The following is a 16,567-nucleotide window of genomic DNA, read 5'->3' on the forward strand; positions in this document are numbered from 1 at the left end:
GCCTGAATTTGAATCAAGCCCCTTTTGGGGCTTGATTCATTTCCGGGGTGCGCCTAGAATTGCCGGCTCGCCAGAGCCCGTGCTTGCACGTGCCCGGAATTTTAAGGCGATAGGTTGTAGCCGTAAGGCTCATTTTTTTTGTATCAGGAGCGTCTAGCCCATGAGTATGCAGGACCCGTTAGCGGACATGCTAACTCGTATCCGTAATGCCCAGATGGCTGAAAAGCCCGTCGTAAGCATGCCATCCTCCACGTTGAAGGTGGCTGTAGCCAAAGTCCTGAAGGACGAAGGTTACATTGCGGGTTATCAGATCAGCAGCGAAACAAAGCCGTTGCTGTCCATCGAGCTGAAGTACTTCGAAGGCCGTCCGGTCATCGAAGAAGTGAAGCGCGTTAGCCGTCCAGGCCTGCGTCAGTACAAGTCCGTCGATGAGTTGCCAAAAGTTCGTGGCGGCCTCGGTGTGTCTATCGTCTCCACCAACAAAGGTGTGATGACGGATCGTGCTGCGCGCGCTGCCGGTGTCGGCGGCGAAGTGCTTTGCACAGTGTTCTAAGGGGGGATAAGCATGTCACGCGTAGCTAAGAACCCCGTTAAGTTGCCAGCAGGCGTCGAAGTCAAACTCGTCGGCCAGCAGCTTTCGGTGAAGGGTGCCAAGGGCACTCTAGACCTGAACATCCATTCGTCCGTTGAAATTGTTGAAGAGTCCGGTGAGCTGCGTTTCGCTGCTCGCAATGGCGATCAACAAACTCGCGCAATGGCCGGTACCACTCGTGCGTTGGTAAACAACATGGTCCAGGGCGTAAGCCAAGGCTTCGAGCGCAAGCTCCAGCTGGTCGGTGTTGGTTACAAAGCGCAAGCAAAAGGCATGGTGCTGAACCTGGCCCTTGGCTTCTCGCACCCAGTGGACTACGAATTGCCGGAAGGCATCACCGCTGAGACTCCCAACCAAACCGATATCGTCATTCGCGGTATCGACAAGCAGTTGGTTGGTCAAGTGGCCGCTGAGATCCGCGACTTCCGCCGTCCAGAGCCGTACAAAGGCAAAGGCGTGCGTTACGCGGACGAAGTCGTCCGTCGTAAAGAAGCCAAGAAGAAGTAGGGCATAGCAAATGACCGTCAAAAAAGTTACCCGACTGCGTCGCGCTCGCAAAGCACGCCTGAAAATGCACGAGCTAGAAGTCGTGCGTCTCTGCGTGTACCGCTCTTCGCAGCACATTTATGCCCAGGTCATCTCGGCCGACGGCAGCAAAGTCCTGGCAAACGCCTCGACTTTGGACAAAGAACTGCGTGATGGCGCCACTGGCAACATCGACGCGGCCACTAAAGTTGGCCAGCTGATCGCTGAGCGTGCGAAAGCCGCCGGTGTATCGCAAGTGGCTTTTGATCGTTCTGGCTTCAAGTACCACGGCCGCGTTAAGGCGCTGGCTGATGCTGCTCGTGAAGGCGGGCTGGAGTTCTAAGTTATGTCAAATAACGACCAAAAACGCGACGAAGGCTACATCGAGAAGCTGGTACAAGTTAATCGCGTAGCAAAAACCGTTAAAGGCGGCCGTATCTTCACCTTCACCGCGTTGACCGTGGTTGGTGACGGTAAAGGGCGCGTTGGCTTCGGCCGTGGCAAGTCACGTGAAGTGCCTGCCGCGATCCAGAAGGCAATGGAAGCTGCTCGCCGCAACATGATCCAGGTTGATCTGAACGGCACTACTCTGCAGTACGCCATCAAGTCCGCTCATGGGGCTTCGAAGGTTTACATGCAGCCTGCGTCGGAAGGTACCGGCATCATCGCTGGCGGCGCAATGCGCGCTGTCCTCGAAGTTGCTGGCGTCCACAACGTTCTGGCCAAGTGCTACGGTTCGACTAACCCGGTCAACGTTGTTCACGCAACGTTCAAGGGTTTGAAAACCATGCAGTCCCCTGAGTCCATCGCTGCTAAGCGCGGCCTGAACGTCCAGGAGATTTTCTGATCATGGCTACCGTTAAAGTAACGTTGATCAAAAGCATGACCGGCCGCATCCCTAACCACAAATTGTGCGTTAAGGGTTTGGGTCTGCGTCGCATCGGTCACACTGTAGAAGTCGTTGATACCCCGGAAAACCGTGGGATGATCAACAAGGCTTACTACATGCTGCGCGTCGAGGGTTAATCGATGAAACTCAATGATCTGAGTCCAGCGCCGGGTTCCCGTCGCGAAAAGCATCGTCCGGGCCGTGGTATCGGTAGTGGTTTGGGTAAGACCGGTGGCCGTGGCCACAAAGGTCAGACCTCCCGCTCCGGTGGCACCATTGCTCCGGGCTTCGAAGGCGGCCAACAGCCGTTGCATCGTCGTCTGCCTAAGTTCGGCTTCGTCTCTTTGAAAGCTATGGATCGTGCTGAAGTTCGCACCTCCGAGCTGGCTAAAGTTGAAGGCGTCGTCACTGTGCAGTCCCTGAAGGATGCCAACGTGATCAACCAAAACGTACAGCGTGTGAAAATCATGCTGTCCGGTGAGGTTACTCGCGCAGTCACCCTTAAAGGTATCGCAGCCACCAAAGGTGCGCGTGCGGCTATCGAAGCAGCTGGCGGCAAGTTCGAGGAATAAATGGCTAAGCAAGGTGCTCTCTCAGCGCTAGGCAAAAGCGGCGGGTTGTCCGAACTCTGGGCTCGTCTGCGTTTCCTGTTCCTGGCGATTATCGTCTATCGGATCGGTGCGCATATCCCAGTTCCGGGTATCAACCCTGACCGTCTGGCGGACCTGTTTCGACAGAATGAGGGGACCATTCTTAGCTTGTTCAACATGTTTTCCGGCGGTGCGCTGGAGCGCATGAGCATTTTTGCACTGGGGATCATGCCGTATATCTCGGCGTCGATCATCATGCAGCTCATGACCGCAGTCAGCCCGCAGCTGGAGCAGTTGAAGAAGGAAGGTGAGGCTGGTCGTCGTAAGATCAGCCAGTACACCCGCTATGGCACCGTCGTCCTGGCCCTGGTTCAAGCTATTGGCATGTCCATTGGCTTGGCCGGGCAGGGCGTTGCGTTCTCAGCAGATATCGGCTTCCACTTCGTTGCAGTCACCACTTTTGTAGCGGGTGCACTGTTCATGATGTGGCTAGGCGAGCAGATCACTGAGCGTGGTGTTGGCAACGGTATCTCGATGTTGATTTTTTCGGGTATCGTTGCCGGTCTTCCGAGAGCGATCGGGCAGTCTTTCGAGTCTGCTCGTCAAGGTGATATCAATATCTTCGCTTTGGTCGCCATCGGTTTGCTGGCAGTAGCGATCATCGGTTTCGTGGTGTTCATCGAGCGTGGTCAGCGTCGTATTGCTGTTCACTACGCGAAGCGTCAGCAGGGCCGTAAGGTCTTCGCTGCGCAGACGAGCCACTTGCCGTTGAAAGTGAACATGGCGGGTGTTATTCCTGCCATTTTCGCTAGCAGCATCTTGCTGTTTCCGGCTTCGCTGGGTGCCTGGTTCGGTCAGTCTGAGGGTATGGGCTGGTTGCAGGACATCTCGCAGTCGATCGCACCTGGTCAGCCGTTGAATATTCTGCTGTTTAGTGCAGGGATTATTTTCTTCTGCTTCTTCTATACGGCTTTGATGTTCAATCCGAAAGACGTAGCGGAAAACCTGAAGAAGTCCGGTGCCTTTATTCCGGGCATTCGTCCTGGTGAGCAGTCTGCGCGCTATATTGATGGCGTTCTGACTCGTCTGACCATGTTCGGTGCTCTCTATATGATGGCCGTATGCTTGCTTCCACAGTTTCTCGTGGTCGCTGCAAACGTGCCGTTTTACCTTGGCGGGACCTCGTTGCTGATCGTGGTCGTGGTTGTGATGGACTTCATGTCCCAAGTGCAATCGCACCTCGTTTCGCACCAGTATGAATCCCTGATGAAGAAAGCCAACCTGAAGGGCTACGGCAGCGGCATGCTGCGCTGAAGCACCCATAAGGTTCGAGGAGTTGGTGATGAAAGTTCGTGCATCGGTGAAAAAGCTGTGCCGCAACTGCAAGATTATTCGCCGCGAAGGTGTTGTTCGAGTAATTTGCAGCGCGGAACCACGTCACAAGCAGCGCCAAGGCTAAATGTGATCTGTGCTAAAAGCCCAGCAGCTAGTGCGCTGCTGGGTTGATTATTTGTTATTACAGCGATATTATCTCGCGCCCTATTTCTTGGCTTCCGGGGCGTAGGTAGCTGTCAATTGGAGTCCCACTGAATGGCCCGTATTGCAGGCGTTAACATTCCAGATAACAAGCATACTGTTATCTCGCTGACCTACATCTATGGTGTTGGTCGCACAACTGCACACAAAATCTGTGCTACTACCGGGGTTAACCCGGCGGTAAAGATCAAAGATCTGAGCGACGAGCAGATTGAACAGCTGCGTGGCGAAGTCGCGAAGTTCACCACTGAAGGTGATCTGCGTCGCGAAATCAACATGAAAATCAAGCGCTTGATGGACCTCGGTTGCTATCGCGGTCTGCGTCATCGTCGTGGTCTTCCAGTGCGCGGTCAGCGTACCAAGACTAACGCGCGTACCCGTAAAGGTCCGCGTAAGCCGATCCGCAAGTAATCGCACCAGCGAATCGACAGGAATTAAATCATGGCAAAACCTGCTGCTCGTCCTCGTAAGAAAGTTAAAAAGACAGTGGTTGATGGCATCGCCCACATCCATGCATCTTTTAACAACACAATCGTGACCATCACCGACCGTCAAGGTAACGCTCTGTCCTGGGCAACCTCCGGTGGTTCGGGTTTCCGCGGTTCCCGCAAGTCCACGCCGTTTGCTGCTCAAGTAGCTGCTGAACGTGCTGGTCAAGCTGCGCTGGAATACGGCCTGAAAAACCTCGACGTTAACGTCAAAGGTCCAGGTCCAGGTCGTGAATCTGCTGTCCGTGCTTTGAACGGCTGCGGCTACAAGATCGCCAGCATCACCGACGTGACGCCAATCCCGCACAACGGGTGCCGTCCGCCGAAGAAGCGCCGCGTGTAATCCAGGAGATTGTAAAGAATGGCTCGTTACATTGGTCCAAAATGCAAACTCGCTCGTCGCGAAGGCACCGATCTCTTTCTGAAGAGCGGCGTGCGCGCGATCGAATCGAAGTGCAACATCGAAGCAGCACCTGGTATCCACGGCCAACGCCGCGGTCGCCAGTCCGACTACGGCACCCAACTGCGTGAAAAGCAGAAGGTCCGTCGTATTTATGGCGTTCTCGAGCGTCAGTTCAGCGGTTACTACAAAGAAGCTGCCGGCAAGAAAGGCGCAACTGGTGAGAACCTGCTGCAACTGCTCGAATGCCGTCTGGACAACGTTGTGTACCGCATGGGCTTCGGTTCGACTCGTGCCGAATCGCGTCAGCTGGTATCGCACAAGTCGGTAAGCGTAAACGGCAAAACCGTTAACGTTCCGTCCTACCAGGTCCGTGCTGGTGACGTAGTGGCAATTCGCGAAAAAGCGAAGAACCAACTGCGTATCGTCCAGGCTCTCGATCTGTGTGCCCAACGTGGCCGCGTAGAATGGGTAGAAGTAGACACTGAGAAAAAATCTGGCGTCTTCAAAAGCGTTCCAGCTCGCAGTGATCTGTCCGCCGACATCAACGAAAGCCTGATTGTCGAGCTCTACTCCAAGTAAGGGCTAGAAAATAGGTGCATCCATGCAGATTTCGGTAAATGAGTTCCTGACACCCCGCCACATTGATGTGCAGGTTGTCAGTCCGACCCGCGCCAAGATCACTCTCGAGCCTCTCGAGCGTGGTTTCGGCCATACCCTGGGCAACGCGCTGCGCCGCATCCTGTTGTCCTCCATGCCCGGCTGTGCAGTAGTCGAGGCCGAGATTGACGGTGTGCTCCATGAGTACAGCGCCATCGAAGGTGTACAGGAAGATGTCATTGAAATCCTGTTGAACCTTAAAGGTCTGGCTATCAAGCTGCACGGTCGAGACGAAGTTACGCTGACCTTGTCGAAGAAGGGTTCGGGGGTGGTTACCGCTGCCGATATTCAGCTGGATCATGATGTCGAGATCGTTAACCCCGATCACGTAATCGCTAACCTGGCGTCTAACGGCGCCCTGAACATGAAGCTCGTCGTAGCTCGTGGTCGCGGTTATGAACCAGCAGACTCGCGTCAGAGCGATGAAGACGAAAGCCGCAGCATTGGTCGCTTGCAGCTCGACTCTTCGTTCAGCCCGGTTCGTCGCATCGCATACGTGGTGGAAAACGCCCGTGTCGAGCAGCGTACCAACCTGGACAAGCTGGTTATTGATCTGGAAACCAACGGTACTCTGGATCCTGAAGAGGCTATCCGTCGTGCAGCAACCATTCTGCAACAGCAGTTGGCTGCGTTCGTCGACCTCAAAGGTGACAGCGAACCCGTTGTAGTCGAACAGGAAGACGAGATCGATCCGATCCTGCTTCGTCCGGTTGACGATTTGGAACTGACCGTACGTTCGGCCAACTGCCTTAAGGCGGAGAACATTTACTACATCGGCGACCTGATTCAGCGCACCGAAGTAGAACTGTTGAAGACTCCGAACCTGGGCAAGAAATCCTTGACCGAGATCAAGGACGTTCTGGCTTCTCGTGGTCTCTCCCTCGGCATGCGCCTCGACAACTGGCCGCCTGCAAGTCTTAAGAAGGACGACAAGGCGACTGCCTGATCGTCGTAATCACCGAACGTAGTGTTTGGTAAGGAATGAACCATGCGTCATCGTAAAAGTGGACGTCACCTGAGCCGTACCAGCTCTCACCGTAAGGCCATGTTCCAAAACATGGCGGTGTCGCTGTTCGAGCACGAGCTGATCAAAACTACCCTGCCGAAAGCCAAAGAACTGCGTCGCGTTGCTGAGCCGCTGATCACCTTGGCCAAGATTGACAGCGTTGCTAACCGTCGTCTGGCATTTGACCGTACCCGTTCGAAAGAAATGGTCGGCAAACTGTTCAACGATCTGGGCAAGCGTTATGCAACTCGTGAGGGTGGCTACCTGCGCATCCTCAAGTGCGGCTTCCGCGCTGGCGACAACGCGCCAATGGCGTACGTCGAACTGGTTGACCGTCCTGTCGGTGGCTCTGTAGAAGCCGCTGAATAAGATATCAGTCAATACAAAGAACCGGGCCTAGTGCCCGGTTTTTTGTTTCCTGCCAAAACCACTTTTAAGCCTGAATTGCGCCCAGAACGAGCTGATTCTAAGTGCTAAACGGAACCTTCCTCATTTACCCGTCTTTTCGACACCAAATGCCCGAATTTCGCAGTATTTCTACTGTTATTTGTCCTCTCGCTGGGTGACCAACCAGTCTTGTTGGTTCAAACTAACGCCTTTCACGAGGAGATGGACGGCGATGCAAGGCCACCCCGATGTAATTGATTACCTCAACACGCTGTTGACTGGCGAACTGGCTGCGCGCGACCAGTATTTCGTCCACTCGCGGATGTACGAAGATTGGGGTTTCAGCAAGCTGTACGAACGCATCAACCACGAGATGGAAGAAGAGGCTCAACACGCTGATGCGTTGATGCGCCGGATTCTAATGCTTGAAGGCACCCCCCGCATGCGTCCGGACGATCTCGACGTGGGTACCACGGTGCCTGAGATGCTCGCCAGTGACCTTCGTCTTGAGTACAAGGTGCGAGCCGCACTGTGCAAAGGTATTGCGCTCTGTGAGCAACACAGAGATTACGTCAGCCGTGACATCCTCCGCATTCAGCTCGCTGACACCGAAGAAGACCACACTTACTGGCTTGAAAAGCAGCTGGGCCTGATCAAATCCATCGGCCTCCAGAACTACCTTCAGTCGCAATTCTGAACACTGCGACCGTCGCAAAAAAAAGCCCCTGCCGCGTATCGCGACAGGGGCTTTTTGTTACAGTCATGGGATCAAGCGCGATCGCGCTCCAGAAGCGGCTTCAGATAGTGGCCGGTGTAGGACTGTTTCATGTCCGCTACCTGTTCTGGCGTACCGGTTGCGATGATTTGTCCGCCTTTCGAACCGCCTTCAGGACCCAAATCAACTAGCCAATCGGCGGTCTTGATCACGTCCAGGTTGTGCTCGATCACCACGACCGTGTTGCCGTGGTCACGCAGGCGATGCAAGACGTCGAGCAATTGCTGGATATCCGCGAAATGCAGACCCGTGGTGGGCTCATCAAGGATGTACAGGGTCTTGCCTGTGTCACGCTTGGAGAGTTCGCGAGACAACTTCACGCGCTGCGCCTCACCACCGGAAAGCGTGGTCGCCGATTGACCCAACTTGATGTAGGACAAGCCCACATCCATCAGCGTCTGCAGCTTCCGTGCAAGGGCAGGCACGGCGTCGAAGAACGTCCTTGCCTCCTCGATCGTCATTTCCAGGACCTCGTGGACGTTTTTGCCCTTGTACTTCACCTCGAGAGTCTCACGGTTGTATCGCTTGCTCTTGCACACATCGCAAGGCACATAGATGTCAGGCAGGAAATGCATCTCGACCTTGATCAGGCCGTCGCCCTGGCAGGCCTCGCAGCGTCCGCCCTTGACGTTGAAGGAGAAGCGGCCAGGCCCGTAACCACGAGATCTCGATTCAGGCACGCCAGCGAACAATTCACGGATCGGTGTGAAAAGGCCGGTATACGTCGCAGGGTTTGACCGTGGTGTGCGCCCGATTGGGCTCTGGTCGATATCGACGACTTTATCCAGGTGCTGCAGACCGTCGATGCTGTCGTGTGCCGACGCCTCAAGCGTCGTTGCGCCATTGAGGGCTGTGGCGCTGAGCGGAAACAGTGTGTTGTTGATCAGCGTCGACTTGCCCGAACCCGATACACCTGTTACGCAGGTCAGCAAGCCGATTGGAATTTCCAGATCGACGTTGCGCAGGTTGTTGCCGCGCGCGCCTTTGAGTTTGAGCGACAGCTTCTTGTTACGAGGCGTACGCTTGGCCGGCACGGCGATCTTCACGCGGCCCGACAGGTATTTGCCCGTCAACGAATCCGGATGATCCATCACTTCCTGTGGCGTGCCCTCCGCAACGATCTGGCCGCCATGCACGCCCGCACCCGGGCCGATGTCGACCACGTAGTCGGCCAGTCGAATCGCGTCCTCATCGTGCTCAACCACGATCACGGTATTGCCGATGTCTCGCAGGTGCCGCAACGTGTCGAGCAGCCGATCGTTATCGCGCTGATGCAGACCAATTGAGGGCTCATCGAGGATGTACATCACGCCGACCAGGCCGGCACCGATCTGGCTGGCCAGACGAATCCGTTGCGCCTCACCGCCAGAGAGCGTATCGGCGCTGCGGTCCAGTGTCAGGTAGTCAAGCCCGACGTTGACGAGGAACTGCAGGCGCTCACGAATTTCCTTGAGAATCTTGTCAGCGATTTCACCACGGCGACCCGTGAGCTTCAGCTCACCAAAATAATGCGTAGCGTCGCCGATTGGCATATTGGTGACAGCGGGCAGTGTCTTCTCGCCGACCCAGACGTGACGAGCTTCACGGCGCAGCCGCGTGCCACGGCATTCGGGGCAGGGCTGCGTACTGAGAAACTTCGCCAATTCCTCTCGAACCGTAGTCGATTCGGTTTCACGATAGCGGCGCTCCAGGTTGGGAACGATGCCTTCGAACGGGTGCGCACGTTTGACGATGTCGCCACGGTCGTTCAAGTACCGGAAGTCGACACTGTCCTTGCCGCTGCCGCCCAGCAGGACCTTCTGCAAATCGGCAGGCAGTTTCTTGAACGGCACCTCGAGGCTGAAGCCGTAATGCTTCGCCAACGAGCCAAGCATCTGGAAGTAATAGACGTTTCGCCTGTCCCAGCCACGAATCGCGCCTTCTGCCAGCGTCAGTTCGCCATTGACCAGACGCTTGGTGTCGAAGAATTGCTTCACACCCAAGCCGTCGCAGGTCGGGCATGCGCCGGCGGGGTTGTTGAACGAGAACAGCTTTGGCTCCAGTTCGCTGATCGCGTGTCCGCAGATCGGGCAAGCGAAGCGGGCGGAGAAAATGATCTCTTCGCCTGGCTCATCGTCCATCGGTGCGACCAGCGCAATGCCGTCTGCCAGCTTCAACGCGGTTTCGAAGGATTCGGCCAGACGCTGTTGCAGGTCCGAGCGCACCTTGAAGCGGTCAACCACGACATCGATCGAGTGCTTCTTCTGTTTATCAAGTTTTGGCAGTTCGTCCAGCTCGCACAGCCGGCCATTCACCCGAGCGCGCACGAAACCCTGAGCGCGAAGCTCTTCGAAGACTGCCAGGTGCTCGCCTTTACGCTCCCGTACCACGGGGGCAAGCAGCATCAGCTTGGCGCCTTCGGGCTGCGCCAGGACCAGGTCGACCATCTGGCTGACGGTTTGCGCCTCCAGAGGAATGTCGTGATCCGGGCAACGCGGCTGACCGACGCGCGCATACAGCAGACGCAGGTAGTCGTAGATTTCGGTGATGGTGCCCACGGTCGAGCGCGGGTTGTGGGACGTGGACTTCTGCTCGATGGAGATGGCCGGGGAGAGGCCTTCAATCGTGTCGACGTCCGGCTTCTCCATCATCGACAGGAACTGACGCGCGTAGGCGGACAGCGATTCGACGTAGCGGCGCTGGCCCTCGGCGTAGAGCGTATCGAACGCCAGGGACGATTTTCCTGAGCCGGACAATCCGGTGATGACGATCAGCTTGTCGCGTGGAAGGGTCAGGTCGATGTTCTTCAGGTTGTGGGTTCGAGCCCCACGAATCAAGATCTTGTCCAAAGCTGGCCTCGCACGGCGGGCGTGTAAAACGTGGAAGTATACGGGGAAATACTGGATGGATACACACTATCGAGGATCTCGCCGCCTTACTCGGAATAAAGAATATTCCTGCGATGCGCGGCAAACCGTCGTATGTGCTCTAAACGATGGGACTGGTAGAATCGCCGCCGGTTCATACGAGGTTCCTTCATGCACGATTCTCACAGCGAGCGCATGAGCGGCAGCGAAACCCGCGCCGCGGGCGGTCTGGCGCTGGTGTTTGCCTTCCGTATGCTTGGCATGTTCATGGTGCTGCCCGTCCTCGCCACTTACGGGATGGACCTGGCCGGCGCGAGTCCGGCGCTCATCGGTCTGGCGATCGGCGCCTACGGCCTGACCCAAGCGGTATTGCAGATTCCGTTCGGCATCATCTCCGATCGCATTGGCCGTCGCCCCGTCATTTATCTGGGATTGATCGTGTTTGCGCTCGGCAGTGTGCTGGCGGCCCAGTCGACCTCGATCTGGGGCGTGATCGCCGGCCGGGTCCTGCAAGGCGCGGGCGCTATCTCCGCTGCGGTCATGGCCTTGCTGTCGGATCTGACCCGTGAGCAGCATCGCACCAAAGCCATGGCAATGATCGGCATGACCATTGGCGTGTCGTTCGCCGTTGCAATGGTGGTCGGCCCCATTCTGACCAGTGCATTCGGATTGTCCGGTCTGTTCCTGGCGACCGGCGCCATGGCGCTGGTCGGCGTGGCGATCGTTGCCTTCGTCGTGCCCAAGTCCACGGTGACCCTGCAGCACCGGGAGTCCGGTCTGGCGCGGCAGGCGTTGGGCGCGACGCTTCGTCATCCCGACCTGCTGCGTCTGGACCTCGGTATCTTCGCGTTGCACGCCATGCTGATGTCCAGTTTCGTGGCATTGCCGCTGGCGCTGGTCGAAAAAGCCGGCTTGCCCAAGGAGCAGCACTGGTGGGTATATCTCACAGCACTGCTGATTTCTTTCTTCGCGATGATCCCTTTCATCATCTACGGCGAAAAGAAGCGTCAGATGAAGCGGGTCTTGCTCGGCGCCGTGCTGGTGCTGATGCTCACTGAGCTATTCTTCTGGGAGTTCGGAGACACGCTGCGAGCGCTGGTCATCGGTACCGTGGTCTTTTTCACCGCATTCAATTTGCTCGAGGCGTCTCTGCCATCGCTGATCAGCAAAGTGTCACCTGCGGGCGGGAAGGGCACGGCGATGGGGATTTATTCCACCAGTCAGTTCCTGGGTTCGGCGGCGGGCGGGATTCTCGGAGGGTGGCTTTTCCAGCACGGCGGACTGGATGTGGTGTTCCTTGGCGGCGCCGGGCTGGCCGCCATCTGGCTGGCGTTTGCTGTTACCATGCGCGAACCTCCCTACGTAACCAGCCTTCGCTTGCCGTTGTCGCCCGAGGCTCAACGCGACACAGGCCTTGCCGATCGCGTGTTGGCCGTACGTGGAGTAACAGATGCAGTAGTGGTGGCCGATGAGGCTGCCATCTATATCAAATTTGACAAAGAACTGTTGGATCGGGCGTCTTTCGACGAAGTGGTCAATCCAGCGTCGGAAACGTGTGAAGCCTAGGAGAACGTTATGGCCCGTGGGGTAAACAAAGTCATATTGGTCGGCACGTGCGGCCAGGATCCCGAAGTCCGCTACATGCCTAACGGTAATGCCGTGACCAACCTGAGTCTGGCAACTAGCGAACAGTGGACCGACAAGCAAACCGGTCAGAAGGTCGAGAAGACCGAATGGCACCGTGTTTCGATGTTCGGCAAAGTCGCCGAAATCGCCGGCGAGTACCTGCGCAAGGGTTCGCAGGTCTACATCGAAGGCAAGCTGCAGACCCGCGAATGGGAAAAAGACGGCATCAAGCGTTACACGACTGAAATCGTCGTCGACATGCAAGGCACCATGCAGTTGCTCGGTGGCCGTCCTCAAGGCGACGGCGCCCCTCAGGGCCAGGGTGGTGGCGGTTATCAGAACTCGCAAAACTCAGCGCCGCGTCCGCAGCAACAGGCACGCCCGCAGCAGTCCGCTCCTCAGCCACAGCGCGAGTCGCGTCCTGCGCCGCAACAAGCGCCGCAGCCAGCGCCTGATTTCGATAGCTTCGATGACGACATCCCGTTTTAAGCAGCGCGTTATCCAACCGCGATAACGCTGCAAACAAAAGCCCCCGCACAGCTCAGCTGTCGGGGGCTTTGTTTTGGGTCGCGTCAGGGATTACAGGCCCAGATCCGATAACCCGGGATGATCATCAGGACGGCGGCCCAAGGGCCAGTGAAACTTGCGATCCGTTTCTTTGATCGGCATGTCATTGATGCAGGCAAAACGTCGCGCCATCAAACCGTCTTCATTGAATTCCCAGTTCTCGTTACCGTACGAACGGAACCAGTTGCCTGAGTCGTCGTGCCATTCGTAGGCGTAACGGACCGCGATGCGATTGTCGGTGAACGCCCACAGCTCTTTGATCAGGCGGTAGTCGAGCTCCTTGTTCCACTTGCGGATCAGGAAATTTTTCGCCTCCTCGCGGTTCTCGACAAAATCGGCGCGATTGCGCCATTGGGTGTCGAGTGTGTAGGCCAGCGAGACTTTTTCAGCGTCCCGGCTGTTCCAGCCATCTTCCGCGAGGCGAACCTTTTGGATGGCGGATTCTCGGGTGAAAGGGGGAAGTGGTGGGCGAGTCTGGGCATTGGACGACATAGGGACCTCCAGGCGGTGATGATTCGGCGGTGGGTGGGACGTGTGTGGCTAGGGACTGATACGCAAGCGCTGTTCAAGCATTGACTGCGCAACAGCCCTGGCGCTCTCTGCTGTGCTGTAGTCACCCATGACGCGTGCGACGGTAATCGCGCCATCAATGAGGATGAGTAGCTGTTTGGCCAAGACTTGCGGATCGGCAATACCGAGCTGTTCGCAGAGCCCCAGCGTGTAATCCAGCAGCTTCTGTTTGTGCAGCATGGCGATCTGACGGATGGGGTCCTGTGGGTCGCCGATTTCGCCTGCCGTATTGATAAATGCGCAGCCGCGAAAGCCTTCGGACTCGAACCAGCCTTTGAGCACGTCAAACATCTTCAGGATGCGCGCTTGAGGGGTGTCGGCCTTGTCTGACTCGGTTCGGAACCAGTCCATCCAGCGCACGTCACGGGCGTTTAGCGCAGCGGCGGCCACGTCGTCTTTGGTGGCGAAGTAGCGATAGATGCTTTTCCTCGCGACGCCCGACGTCTTCACCAGAAGGTCCATGCCGGTGGCCTGGATGCCGTTCTGGTAAATGAGCTGTTCGGCCGTCGCGAGGATCTTCTCGCGAGTGTTGGTCGTCGATGTATTCATGATCCCAAAGGTAGAACGTACGTTCTCCTGCGTCAAGCCGTCCATTCAAAAAGGCTCAACGCACTTGGTCGGACTCCGGCAGCGCACGTCTCAACTCGTCTGCGCTGGGTGAGGCTTTGGCCAGCGTAACGGGGATGGATTTAGCCGCAGGCACCTTGCTGCGTTCGGCGTGGTGCCACAGCGGAACAAGGGGATTGCACTCAGGGTAATACGCCGCGCAGCAGTTCTCGGGGATGTCATAGGCAATGATCTGCAGAGGCCCCACCGAGCGCGTGAGCTGCGGCTCGATGGCGGTGGTGACGTTCACCCAGTCTCCCGGCTTGAAGCCCAGTCGGAGGACATCGTTGCGGTTCATGAAGATCACCGCGCGGGTGCCGCTGACGCCGCGGAAGCGATCTTCGTAGCCGTAGATCGTGGTGTTGAACTGGTCATTGCTGCGCAGCGTCATCAGTTGCAGCACGTCACGGCGAGTGTGGTTCGGGTACACGTCATCGTTTTCTTCGAGCAGTTCGGGCGTGATGAACATCGCGCGGCCACTCTCGGTTTTCCATTCACGCTTCGCTGCGGCAATGGGGCGATGAAAGCCGCCGGTTTCCCACATGCGGGTTTCCATGTCGTGAAAAATCTCCGGGTAGACCTGAGCGATGCCTTGACGAATCAGCTTGTAATCGCGGCGCCAGGCGTCCCAATCGATTCGAGTGGCACCGGGTAATGTTGCCTCGGCGATGCCGGAAAGGATGGCGACTTCAGCGCGGGCGTGGCCGCTGGCCGGTTCGCTATTACCCTGCCAGGCCCTCACGCAGCCGGTGCTGTCTTCGGTGGTATAAACCTGCTCGACGCCGTTTTGCACATCCTTTTCGATGCGCCCGAGGCAGGGCAGGATCCACGCACTTTTCCCCGGCACCAGGTGAGTGCGGTTCAGCTTCGTGGCGATCTGAACGTTCAGGTCCAAGGTATTCCAGGCCGGCTCCATGCGGGACGTATCCGGGATCGCCCGTAGAAAATTCCCGCCGAGCCCGATGAATCCGCGCACGCTCCCGTCCAGCAGTCCTTCGCAGGTCTCAACGGTGTTCAAGCCTTTTTTCGACGGGACCGAGAAGCCATACAGTGCCTCAATCTTATCCACAGGAATCTTTTTCGGGTCTTCGGTAATGCCGACGGTGCGTTGGCCCTGCACGTTGGAGTGACCGCGCACCGGGCAGATGCCGGCGCCGCGCTTGCCGATGTTGCCGCGCAGCAGGAGCAGATTCACAAGCATCTGCACATTGGTCACGCCGCGCCGGTGCTGGGTGATGCCCATGCCGTAAACCAGCATCACGCGCTCGTGTCTGGCGTACACCGTCGCCACTGCCTCCAGTGCGCTGCGACTAAGTCCTGCCTGACGCTCAATCGTGTCCCACGGCGTTTCAAGCACGCAGTTGCAGAACTCGGCGAACCCTTCGGTATGCTGGGCAATGAACGCCTGATCGATGATCCCGGGCTGCCCCTTCGCCAGCGCCGCCTCGTCCATTTCAAACAGCGATTTGGCAATGCCCAGCACAACCGCCGTGTCGCCGCCGATCGCCAACTGATGGTATTGGGTGCTGATGACGGTCGACTTCGGCCCGAGCATCTCCACGGGAGACTGGGGATTGACGAAGCGCTCGAGGCCGCGCTCGCGAATCGGGTTGAACGTGATGATCGGCACGTCACGCTGCCGGGCTTCTCGCAGCTGATGCAGCATCCGCGGGCTGTTACTGCCTACGTTCTGGCCAAAAAACAGGATGCAGTCGGTGTGCTCGAAGTCATCCAGCGTCACGGTTCCTACCGGTACGCCGATACTTTCCTGTAAACCGACCGAGGTGCTCTCGTGACACATGTTCGAGCTGTCGGGCAGGTTGTTGTTGCCGTAGGCGCGGGCGATGAGCTGGTACATGAACGACGTTTCCAGCGAGGCCCGGCCCGACGCATAAAAGACCACGCTCTCGGGCGTCATGCTTTTCAGCTGCGCGCCAATGTCACGGTAGGCGTCCTCCCACGTGGTTTCCTGATAGCGATCGGTTGCAGCGTTGTACCGCATGGGGTGCGTGAGGCGGCCCTGTTGCTCAAGGTCGTAATCGGGCCACTGGCGCAGTTCGGTGAGCGTGTGACGGCCGAAGAAGGCCGGGTCGGTCTTCCGCGACGTCAGCTCCCACGCCGTGGCCTTCGCGCCGTTTTCACAGAACTCGAGGCTGTGGGGTTTGCCGGGCTTGGCCCATGCGCAGCTGACGCAGGCAAACCCGCCCGGCTTGTTTTGTTTGATCAGCGGCAGGCCTGCCCGAATCGGCGCCTGCTCGCGCCATAGGATCTCCATCACCGACTTCGCCGAGCCCCAACCGCCAGCGGCAGAGGTGTAGGGGCGGAAATGAGCTTCGGGATGGATGAGTGTCATGAAGGGGATCCTCGGCGGACGGGCGCACTGGAGACAGTCGCCCTCGTAAGGCTACGACGAAGCGGCTCGGTAAAGGTTCGTTACATTTCTCAGTGAGAGGACCGTCAACGGCCAACATGACGATTGCGTGTCCGAGCGAACTTGCCGAGTG

The 16,567-nt window shown here is 57.4% G+C and carries 20 protein-coding genes; 16 read left to right on the forward strand and 4 right to left on the reverse strand.

The features are described 5' to 3' along the window. The first annotated feature begins 160 nt into the window (after positions 1-160). The 14 genes from rpsH (at position 161) to bfr (ending at position 7,770) form a co-directional block, all read left to right on the forward strand. Positions 161-553, forward strand: a complete 393-nt coding sequence (gene rpsH / locus BMY98_RS19150) for a 30S ribosomal protein S8 (protein WP_037017722.1) — start codon at positions 161-163, stop codon at positions 551-553. 12 nt (positions 554-565) lie between these two features. Continuing rightward, positions 566-1,099, forward strand: coding sequence for a 50S ribosomal protein L6 (gene rplF, locus BMY98_RS19155; protein ID WP_074891751.1), 534 nt, complete (start codon positions 566-568; stop codon positions 1,097-1,099). A gap of 10 nt (positions 1,100-1,109) precedes the next feature. Continuing rightward, positions 1,110-1,460 (forward strand): 50S ribosomal protein L18, encoded by a 351-nt coding sequence (gene rplR / locus BMY98_RS19160; RefSeq protein ID WP_037017727.1) that lies wholly within the window; start codon positions 1,110-1,112, stop codon positions 1,458-1,460. A gap of 3 nt (positions 1,461-1,463) precedes the next feature. Next, positions 1,464-1,964: a 30S ribosomal protein S5 gene (gene rpsE, locus BMY98_RS19165; protein WP_037017729.1), complete on the forward strand. Its 501-nt coding sequence runs from the start codon at positions 1,464-1,466 to the stop codon at positions 1,962-1,964. Positions 1,965-1,966: 2 nt separating this feature from the next. Then, positions 1,967-2,143 (forward strand): 50S ribosomal protein L30, encoded by a 177-nt coding sequence (rpmD, locus tag BMY98_RS19170; RefSeq protein WP_028621547.1) that lies wholly within the window; start codon positions 1,967-1,969, stop codon positions 2,141-2,143. Positions 2,144-2,146: 3 nt separating this feature from the next. Further along, positions 2,147-2,578, forward strand: a complete 432-nt coding sequence (gene rplO, locus BMY98_RS19175) for a 50S ribosomal protein L15 (protein ID WP_037017733.1) — start codon at positions 2,147-2,149, stop codon at positions 2,576-2,578. Then, positions 2,579-3,910 (forward strand): preprotein translocase subunit SecY, encoded by a 1,332-nt coding sequence (gene secY, locus BMY98_RS19180; protein ID WP_065988454.1) that lies wholly within the window; start codon positions 2,579-2,581, stop codon positions 3,908-3,910. A gap of 28 nt (positions 3,911-3,938) precedes the next feature. After that, complete coding sequence (gene rpmJ, locus BMY98_RS19185) at positions 3,939-4,055, forward strand: 50S ribosomal protein L36 (protein ID WP_002555468.1); 117 nt, start codon at positions 3,939-3,941, stop codon at positions 4,053-4,055. Between the two features lie 131 nt (positions 4,056-4,186). Then, the gene (gene rpsM / locus BMY98_RS19190) at positions 4,187-4,543 is read left to right on the forward strand and encodes a 30S ribosomal protein S13 (RefSeq protein WP_037017739.1); all 357 of its coding nucleotides are present in this window, start codon (positions 4,187-4,189) and stop codon (positions 4,541-4,543) included. Positions 4,544-4,573: 30 nt separating this feature from the next. Further along, positions 4,574-4,963 (forward strand): 30S ribosomal protein S11, encoded by a 390-nt coding sequence (rpsK, locus tag BMY98_RS19195; RefSeq protein WP_002555466.1) that lies wholly within the window; start codon positions 4,574-4,576, stop codon positions 4,961-4,963. An 18-nt stretch (positions 4,964-4,981) separates the two neighbouring features. Next, the gene (gene rpsD, locus BMY98_RS19200) at positions 4,982-5,602 is read left to right on the forward strand and encodes a 30S ribosomal protein S4 (RefSeq protein WP_037017742.1); all 621 of its coding nucleotides are present in this window, start codon (positions 4,982-4,984) and stop codon (positions 5,600-5,602) included. A 22-nt stretch (positions 5,603-5,624) separates the two neighbouring features. Beyond that, positions 5,625-6,626: a DNA-directed RNA polymerase subunit alpha gene (locus BMY98_RS19205; protein WP_007970428.1), complete on the forward strand. Its 1,002-nt coding sequence runs from the start codon at positions 5,625-5,627 to the stop codon at positions 6,624-6,626. 42 nt (positions 6,627-6,668) lie between these two features. Next, complete coding sequence (rplQ, locus tag BMY98_RS19210; protein ID WP_074891753.1) at positions 6,669-7,055, forward strand: 50S ribosomal protein L17; 387 nt, start codon at positions 6,669-6,671, stop codon at positions 7,053-7,055. A 250-nt stretch (positions 7,056-7,305) separates the two neighbouring features. Further along, positions 7,306-7,770, forward strand: coding sequence for a bacterioferritin (gene bfr / locus BMY98_RS19215; protein ID WP_074891756.1), 465 nt, complete (start codon positions 7,306-7,308; stop codon positions 7,768-7,770). 71 nt (positions 7,771-7,841) lie between these two features. Here bfr and uvrA read toward each other — a convergent pair whose 3' ends face one another. Next, entirely contained in the window at positions 7,842-10,676 is a 2,835-nt protein-coding gene (uvrA, locus tag BMY98_RS19220; protein ID WP_074891758.1) for an excinuclease ABC subunit UvrA, read from the reverse strand. 189 nt (positions 10,677-10,865) lie between these two features. On the opposite strand from uvrA, the gene BMY98_RS19225 reads away from it, so the two are divergent. Together BMY98_RS19225 and BMY98_RS19230 are read left to right on the forward strand one after the other, a co-directional pair. Further along, positions 10,866-12,260, forward strand: a complete 1,395-nt coding sequence (locus BMY98_RS19225; RefSeq protein WP_074891760.1) for an MFS transporter — start codon at positions 10,866-10,868, stop codon at positions 12,258-12,260. 9 nt (positions 12,261-12,269) lie between these two features. After that, positions 12,270-12,809 carry a single-stranded DNA-binding protein gene (locus tag BMY98_RS19230; protein ID WP_037017756.1) on the forward strand — a complete coding sequence of 180 codons (540 nt, stop codon included), beginning with the start codon at positions 12,270-12,272 and terminating at the stop codon, positions 12,807-12,809. Between the two features lie 90 nt (positions 12,810-12,899). Here the strand turns inward: BMY98_RS19230 and BMY98_RS19235 are convergent, their stop codons facing one another. The 3 genes from BMY98_RS19235 to BMY98_RS19245 are packed head-to-tail and all read right to left on the reverse strand — an operon-like array spanning position 12,900 to position 16,416. Beyond that, on the reverse strand, positions 12,900-13,379 hold the full coding sequence (locus BMY98_RS19235) for a nuclear transport factor 2 family protein (protein WP_074891762.1): 480 nt from the start codon (positions 13,377-13,379) through the stop codon (positions 12,900-12,902). Between the two features lie 48 nt (positions 13,380-13,427). Beyond that, complete coding sequence (locus BMY98_RS19240; protein ID WP_074891764.1) at positions 13,428-14,006, reverse strand: TetR/AcrR family transcriptional regulator; 579 nt, start codon at positions 14,004-14,006, stop codon at positions 13,428-13,430. 55 nt (positions 14,007-14,061) lie between these two features. Further along, positions 14,062-16,416 carry an FdhF/YdeP family oxidoreductase gene (locus BMY98_RS19245; protein WP_074891766.1) on the reverse strand — a complete coding sequence of 785 codons (2,355 nt, stop codon included), beginning with the start codon at positions 16,414-16,416 and terminating at the stop codon, positions 14,062-14,064. Between the last annotated feature and the right edge of the window lie 151 nt (positions 16,417-16,567).

Source organism: Pseudomonas graminis, from assembly GCF_900111735.1.
Taxonomy (GTDB): domain Bacteria; phylum Pseudomonadota; class Gammaproteobacteria; order Pseudomonadales; family Pseudomonadaceae; genus Aquipseudomonas; species Aquipseudomonas graminis.